This is a genomic window from Brunnivagina elsteri CCALA 953 (genome assembly GCF_002289455.1).
GTDB classification, from domain to species: domain Bacteria; phylum Cyanobacteriota; class Cyanobacteriia; order Cyanobacteriales; family Nostocaceae; genus Brunnivagina; species Brunnivagina elsteri.
This window is the reverse complement of sequence record NZ_NTFS01000325.1, coordinates 1-7,760: the sequence shown is the minus strand read 5'-3', so window position 1 is coordinate 7,760 and position 7,760 is coordinate 1. Positions and strand designations below refer to the sequence as shown.

The window sequence follows — 7,760 nt, the reverse complement described above, 5'->3', positions numbered from 1 at the left end:
CATCGGTAATGATGCGCTTAATCGGGGCGGATTCTGGACTGACAATGGTGACTACTCGGTTCGCTGAGACAATATTCGTATCTTTCAGTACCACGCTTTTTAAGTATTTAGCATTTATATCAAAATAAAATAATCAAAGATAATCACTGGTTATATCTTAATTTTCAGAGTTTTGCTAACGCTCATAACTTCCAGGAGCTTTGATAAATTTTAGTAACTTTATTATTTGTATTAATTAGTCTTAGATTGTGACTCTATGGAAATAATTTATAAAAATGAATCAGTAGTGAAGGTTTAAAAAAATACTTAATCTTAAATTCTATGATTTCAAGTTTTGTTTTTGCAAGCTGTTTAGAACCAATGAAGCATAAGCTAACTAGAGTAATTAAGAATAATTAATAAATAATTAGTCTAAGTATTTATCATAGGTGAATATAAAATTTATGTAGCAATTATCTTGATAATCGATAAAAATTTATAATCTATATGTAACTAATTCATCAAAATTTACCTGTATCTTTGGGAAGACTTTAAGGAAACTTGATTGATAAAGGTAAAAAAAAAGCAATCATTATTTAAAAACAATTGAAGAACGGGAAATTTGGCGTTGAAACTGCGATTTTTTGAGGATAACATGAAAAATAGTACTTTAGTAAAGGCACAATTAAATTGGCATTTCCGTACATGCATTGTTTAAAAAAATGCAATTCGGCATTCCGTGTAGTCGGGAATCGTGTATCAACACAAAACGCGACAAGGATTGTAGCCAATCGTGCCTTTCCTCACACCACGTTGAAAGTCAGTGTATTTTTATGGACATTCAGCTCATTAACATCGGGTTTGGCAACATTGTATCAGCGAACCGAGTAGTCACCATTGTCAGTCCAGAATCCGCCCCGATTAAGCGCATCATTACCGATGCACGCGATCGCGGACAACTGGTTGATGCAACTTACGGTCGTCGAACTAGGGCTGTAATTATTACAGATTCCAGCCACGTAATTCTCTCGGCGATTCAGCCGGAAACGGTAGCAAATCGCTTTGTGATTTCACGGGAGCATCAAACTGTAGATAATTAGATAAATGGTGGGTTTAAATCCCCACCCTGTTTATTTTGTATCGGTAGTACGATGTGGATTAGAATAGTTTATCTGTCACTGATGCTACCAATAAAAGTTAGCCAATAGTCATCCTGTCAACTTAACAGTGATGCATAGCTAATGAATAATGTCTATTGATTGATTCATGGGGTTGAGCGGATGATGCAACTTTTATCCATCCAGAATGGTGCTACTACGAAAAAATGCCTGTCACAAGGCAAATTGATTGTCTTAACTGGTCCAAGTGGAGTCGGGAAAGGCACTTTAATGCGATCGCTACTCCAGCGTCATCCGGAACTATATTACTCGGTTTCGGCGACGACTCGTCCCCCTCGTCCGGGAGAAACTGACGGCAAACACTACCACTTTATTAACCGCAGCAAATTTGAAAAATTAGTTGCTAGTGGCGAATTCCTGGAGTGGGCTGAGTTTGCTGGCAACTACTACGGTACTCCTAGACAAGCCGTTCTCAACCAAATAAATTCGGGCAAATCTGTGGTGCTAGAAATCGAACTCGAAGGAGCTAGACAAATCCGTAGTTCCTTCGCGGAAGCTTTCAGCATTTTCATTTTGCCACCTTCAATAAACGAGTTGGAGAAGCGAATACGCGGTCGTGGACAAGACCCAGAAGACGCGATCGCTCGTCGTCTGCGTCGTGCCCAAGACGAAATCAACGCTGCTGAGGAATTTGACATTCAAATTGTCAATGACGATTTTGAAGCGGCTTTACGTTCAATCGAAGAGGCTTTGGATAATCTCCAGCCTTGTAAAGAAAATAGCTAGAAGTAGCTAAAAAAGATAGTTATTATAAATTTCCAAACAATTAGGGGACATCAGGAAGTTATTTCATAATAGTTTTGCTGTCTCCTAATTTATTTGGATTTGTCAAGCTTTTGTACTATTTTGTCTTAATTCAGCCCATCATCAAGACAAAATAAAGTACGCCGAAATAAAATACATTAGAATTTTCAATCAAAAAGCCTGTAGGGGTGGGGTTTTCCCACCCTTTATTTTATTTTATCCCAGCAAGAAAGCGTATAAATTCGTAAAATTACCGTGAAACTAAGTAGTCATCTCCAGAATAATCCGGTAATGTTAATAATTTTACGCAAATACAAAAGTAAGACTAGTGTTTTCACGGTTGTAAGTCAATTAATTACCGTAATTTTAAAAGCCACTAGTACAGCAAGGTGACAATAAAAAGATATGACTAATATTCTATATGCTTTTCAGGCATTTTAGATGCTAGTTTTATTTTCATCCTGTTGTACTAGTGTGAATATTTCTGTGTTTATATTCAGGGTTTGAGAGTAATAAATATTTCGATTTCGATAATTAATTATTTTATTAAGCATCTTCAAAAAGCTTGAATTTATCTATTACTTATTATTGCTTTAGAAGCTGCCAAATATGAATTATCTAATATATTATCCTGACTTAGAAGCTAAGACTAATTCAGAATCTGAAATTATTGTTGCGACTCATTCCAGATTTACAGATATTGCCGAAAATATTACATCTTCCCACTTTTCAGAACTTAATTCCCCAGAATTTAATCATCTGGAAAATTTTGCTCCAGAATATTCTTCTAAAGATGTCAAGAATAATTCAAAAAAAGATATAACGAATCTCACAGTACCAGAAACTATTTTCAATGATGCCAGTTTTTCTGAATTAAAACCGCAGCAGAAAGAATTAGAATTTCGTGATAAAAAGCCAATAGTGGCAGAAAAAAAGATTATAAATTCATCTTTTTTAGAAAGTAATAATAATCCTATTCCAGAGAATGAAAATAAACCCTCTTTTTCAAAGAAAGGTATTGAGATAAAGAACAATTTTAAATTACTGATGGTGAAAATTAAGTTAAAAAATAGTAGTGCGATCGCAAGTATTTTAGTCAGTGCTAAACAAGATAATTCCCAAACGGTTAATTTGGGAGAATGGCTATTACCTTATAATGAGGTAATCAAAATTTTAAAGCTGAATATTACCAACTTACCAGATGGTAAGTTGGAGTTAATTACATCTGGATTTGTCACACATATAGAAAAGCAAAAAATTCACAAAGACTCTCAATTAGGTTTAGTATTTTCTATTACTGACTTGCAAAAAATATTTAATATTAATGCAAAATTTGATAGTACAAATAATCTCATCATATTAGATGCACCTTGGTTTGAAGAAGATGTAAAGGAAGAGAGAAAAGAAAATGTTCAAGCAAATGAAAACTACATAATTCCACCTCGCACTATTCCGAATAACCAAGTAAAAATATTCACAACCACTATCCCACTCAATGGCAGAATAATTAATCATTTATCGGAATCGGAAGTTATTAGTGGCTTAAGTTTTGGTGATGCTCAAAATACGACTTTCGATGTTAACGCAATTTTTCGATTAAACAGTCAAATTACAGAAAATTTGACAAAAGATAATATTTTTACCGTCGAGCAAACGGGCAGTTATCTACAACTACAAATGGTAAGAACAACAAGCGAAAGCACAATTAATATAAAAGAGCCAAAAACTTTAATCGGCACACAAATTCAATTAAGTTTGATTGCTTCTTGCACTTTACCAGGAGCTAACCCAGACAGCTTATGTGCCTACACTCCTAGCTTGGTAACAGAAGCAAATTCCCTCAATCCTCAGACTTTATTTCCGACTAAATTCTTGCAACCTTCTAAATTTGGAGAAGTAGTAACACAAGAATCATTCGATGCTATTAAACAGCCTGGTTTTCAATTGGGAGAAAATGGTCAACAAGTAGGTTTAGATTTATTATTTCCTAATGTCGGTAGTACTTTTGAAAATGCTCAATCAAATAAAACTTCTGTTGCGAGAAATGAAAGTATTGAAAATAGACCAGCAGGTTTTTATTCTACAGTTAGACAGGTTATAAAAGTCAATGATACAGAAGCTGTAATTGGTCGTACGGTTCGCGGTTTTGGATTGGTATTAGATGATAAAAATATATCGCTAAATACAGCCTTACAATTAAGTCATTTGATTTTCCCAGATGCCGAGCCGGAAATTACTGGAGGAGTAAATCCACCGAACAAAAATATTAATCGAAACTTATTTTTTGCTGCTAATAATGCATGGATTCCGGCAAATAGTTTTACTATTTATCATGCTGGAATTGGACGTGCTCTAACTCCCAAAAAGAAACTTATAGATATGAGACAAGCTGCTGCTGCTAATTTTGAAAGTATGTGGTTTGGGTTTTCACCAGTTACTAAACGTACTTTTATTAGCATATTTAATTATGAATTAACTAGTCCTAGTAGAATGATAAATTCAGAATGTGCAGAAGGAGGTTCAAATTCAAATATTGATTTTTCATCTAGTTTTAATGGACAAAACTTTTCAACACAAACTTTGAATAATTTCTATTCTCAGGTTTATCTGACAATCTTTAATCAAGATGCAAATTTGATTAGCTCTAGCCAATTTACAGAGAAAACAAGTTATGTTCCCCACCTAAGTATCGGTGGCAATATTACAGGTGCTGAGGATATTTTTAGATATTATGGTGGTATTCTGGCTGGAGATAATGTTAATGCATATCTTGGCTTAGATTATACTAAAAATACTTTGAGAGGCTTAACTTACTCAGTCGCAGGAATTGCTTATACCAATCCAGATTATGACTATTACAGTAATATTAAAGCTAATCTCAGTCAAAAAATTAATTTGAGTAAAAATTCTCATTTACTATTATCAACTGGATTAAATTATGCTTTCGATCGCGACACAAATATTGGTGGAATTATATTTAACTCCCCAATAAATTCTGTCATTTTAGGAGCAAGAGCTAATATGGGAAATGTTTCTTTTGGTTTACTTAACTATTTTGGTGGTATCTTACCCGATTCTATTCAGAATACTTTGCGAACTGATTTAACAATTAAGTTCAATAACAACTTTATACTCTCAGGTTATTACACTCCAATTAATGAAAGTTTGAGTCGTTCTCGTTATGGAATGGAAGCGAAATTTAAACTCGGTGAAAATCAAAATAGCCCTATTCTTTCCTTCTCTTGGAATAACAACGAATATAAACTTGGTACTGATAGCGGAAATAATAATTTAGGTGTTGGGAATAATACTTTTACGCTTTTTTTGAAAGGTAATTTCTAGATAAAATTATAGATAGAGACAACTAAAAAACTGAGTTTATTAAAGGTGTTATAAACTCAGTCTACTTTTGTATCATTTTGATTCAAAATATCAGTACATACGAATAAAGACGTTCCATCCAGTGGAGCGTCTTTACAAGGGTTAATACGATCGCAATTTTAGCGCTTCATATTGCGATCGCACCACGTTTAGTTTTTATCCGATTAGTAGCTATTCAATTTAATTTCACCAGTTTCAGTACCACTACCAGCTACAGTGCCACCAACAGTTACAGTGACATCAGAATCACTACCAATTGCAGTCGCAGAATTAACAGAACCTGCTTGACCACTTAAACCAAAACCTTCTCCACCAAAACCTCCTCCTATGCTAACATTTGTAGCAGTTGTAGCTGTAGCAGAGGCACTAGTTTTACCGATTGCTGCGGAAGCTGCACCAGTAACAAAATTTACACCTCCAACATCGATTTGTGTGAATGTTGCGGCAGCAGCAGCATTACGTGAATTGTAAGCTTCAGGATTTCCCTTTTCAACTGATGATACTCCTACAGGACCTGCAAAAGCTGTTGAGGCTAAACCAAATAAACTAGAAGCACCAACAAACAAAGTAACAGCGAGTTTTGTATTAAATTTCATCGAAATCATCCTTCATAGATATGTTAGGGAAGGCACAGTATTCACAAAAATAATTAAGTGTAATCACTGTGTTATTAACAAATGCTGAAGTATGGGAACAAACCCGGATTCAAATGAATAAATACCATATTTTTTTACAGCAATTTAACGTATTTACACTATTGTTTGAAGTTAAATTATACTCTGAGTAGAAAATAAAAATATTTAGAAGACTTACTTCTTTCTTTGATACAACTTTTTCTGAATAACATCACCTTTCGATTCTCCCACTTCACCGAACATCGTAATTTAAGATATACCGCGATTTCTTTGCAGGTTGTAAGAGAACTCCACAGAAAGAAATGCTCAATGTCATTCCGTAGCTTGCTACTTACAGAAGCCGCTTGCGCGTCTACCCGCAGGGTGGAACGTACGCGCTTCGCGTTCCTCAGCATGACAACACAGGATCATTCATTTTGTGGCTTACTATAACGCAAATAGAGAGACGTAACACTACTATGTCTCTGCAAAAAGAATATTTGTATCCAGAATAAAGGGATTGGAGTTTCAAACTCCAATTCCTTATTATTCAATTAACTTAAAACTAGCCGAAGAAACTTTGGAAAAGACCCAAGTTGCTAGCTAGAAAATAAGCAGTAATCGCACCACCGATACCACCAATTAAAAACGCACTGGCAAAGTTATTCCAGCCCTCTTTTGAGCTAAAAGCATCAGGCACTTTGGGTACTGTGACGCTTGCGAGTGCTTTATCTGGGTTGCTATTTGCGTACAGTGACAGACAAGCAGTCAAAATGACAACTAGACCAATACTGGAGAGCAAGCCAGCTAAATTAGAATTTTCTGCGTTTCGTAGTGGACCTAGTGCGTCAAATGGTCCAAAGATCAGATAACCATGTGCCATCCCAACTTCTAACCCACGACGGAAGGGAGTTAGACCAGGACGATAGGCAGGCAAGTTATTGATGAACCATTTAATCAATGGAGAAGAATTGATTGGGGTTTCCAAGTTACCTTGCTGTGGATCGCGACCTGCTGGAAAAACGACTTCGCTGTTTCTTGGGTCACTGGAAAGATTTTTTGATGCGTCAACTGCTTGCATGTTTTATGCTGCCTCTAAATAATCTCTAAATTTGGCAAGATTTTATCTTTATGATAATTGAAGTTTAGTATGCTTCCGTTAGCTCTGTTTAAAAAACTTAATTTAATAGTTAATATTTATATAGTTCGTACTTAATATTTGAATTTATTGACGACGCTTATCGCAAATATTAGCTTTTATGTAAGAAGCTTAATAATTCAAAAGCTTAATAAAAAATTCCATCAACTTCTAATGAAATAATCCAAAATTACGGCTAGGAGTTAAAAAATAATATTTTAACCCCCAGTCGTCACAGGTTTTTATTCAAAAGTAATGCCTATTTTTCAGATGCCAGAACTAGGGCATTGGGTGAAAAAGTAGGTCAGGGAAAAAACTATTAAACTCTATCAAAATTACGGCTGTGAAAATCAGCAAAGCAAACAGCGTTACTGGTGCGATTGATAAGAATTTAAGAAAGTCACTTTGTTGCACGGTTCTAACTCCCAAAAAAAATTACGGAAAATAGATGGTAATTTCAGCCCTGTAAAGAACTGACGTTACCAACAGATGTAGGTTTTCGCCATCTCAAAATTCCAAGACAGATTTTACGATTTTGTCGTTGAGATTTACCCGTTGAAATCTCCCCCTATTTCAGAGTCATGAACAGAATCATGAAACAAAATAATGAAATTGGAGGATAAGTAGTTACGCAAAACTAAATATATATTGCGATTGCTTCGTTCCAAGTCCTACGGACACGCTGCGCGAACGCAATGACGAGGGTTTGAGATTTTCGGAATGTAT

At 35.1% G+C, this 7,760-nt stretch carries 7 protein-coding genes; 3 read left to right on the top strand and 4 right to left on the bottom strand.

What is annotated here, in order from left to right; genetic code table 11:
- On the bottom strand, window positions 1–94 hold a 94-nt coding region (locus CK510_RS22635; protein ID WP_143289388.1), incomplete at its 3' end, for an extracellular matrix/biofilm biosynthesis regulator RemA family protein.
- A gap of 718 nt (window positions 95–812) precedes the next feature.
- Here CK510_RS22635 and remA point away from each other — a divergent pair.
- From remA to CK510_RS22620, 3 genes are all read left to right on the top strand, one after another.
- On the top strand, window positions 813–1,079 hold the full coding sequence (remA, locus tag CK510_RS22630; RefSeq protein WP_095723836.1) for an extracellular matrix/biofilm regulator RemA: 267 nt from the start codon (window positions 813–815) through the stop codon (window positions 1,077–1,079).
- A gap of 180 nt (window positions 1,080–1,259) precedes the next feature.
- The gene (gene gmk, locus CK510_RS22625) at window positions 1,260–1,883 is read left to right on the top strand and encodes a guanylate kinase (protein ID WP_095723835.1); all 624 of its coding nucleotides are present in this window, start codon (window positions 1,260–1,262) and stop codon (window positions 1,881–1,883) included.
- A 627-nt stretch (window positions 1,884–2,510) separates the two neighbouring features.
- Window positions 2,511–5,243, top strand: a complete 2,733-nt coding sequence (locus CK510_RS22620; RefSeq protein WP_095723834.1) for a hypothetical protein — start codon at window positions 2,511–2,513, stop codon at window positions 5,241–5,243.
- A gap of 203 nt (window positions 5,244–5,446) precedes the next feature.
- Here the strand turns inward: CK510_RS22620 and CK510_RS22615 are convergent, their stop codons facing one another.
- From CK510_RS22615 to CK510_RS22605, 3 genes are all read right to left on the bottom strand, one after another.
- Window positions 5,447–5,878: a hypothetical protein gene (locus CK510_RS22615; protein WP_143289387.1), complete on the bottom strand. Its 432-nt coding sequence runs from the start codon at window positions 5,876–5,878 to the stop codon at window positions 5,447–5,449.
- Between the two features lie 583 nt (window positions 5,879–6,461).
- Window positions 6,462–6,977: a photosystem I reaction center protein subunit XI gene (locus tag CK510_RS22610; protein ID WP_095723832.1), complete on the bottom strand. Its 516-nt coding sequence runs from the start codon at window positions 6,975–6,977 to the stop codon at window positions 6,462–6,464.
- 336 nt (window positions 6,978–7,313) lie between these two features.
- Window positions 7,314–7,448 (bottom strand): Photosystem I reaction center subunit IX, encoded by a 135-nt coding sequence (locus CK510_RS22605; protein ID WP_095723837.1) that lies wholly within the window; start codon window positions 7,446–7,448, stop codon window positions 7,314–7,316.
- Window positions 7,449–7,760 lie beyond the last annotated feature (312 nt).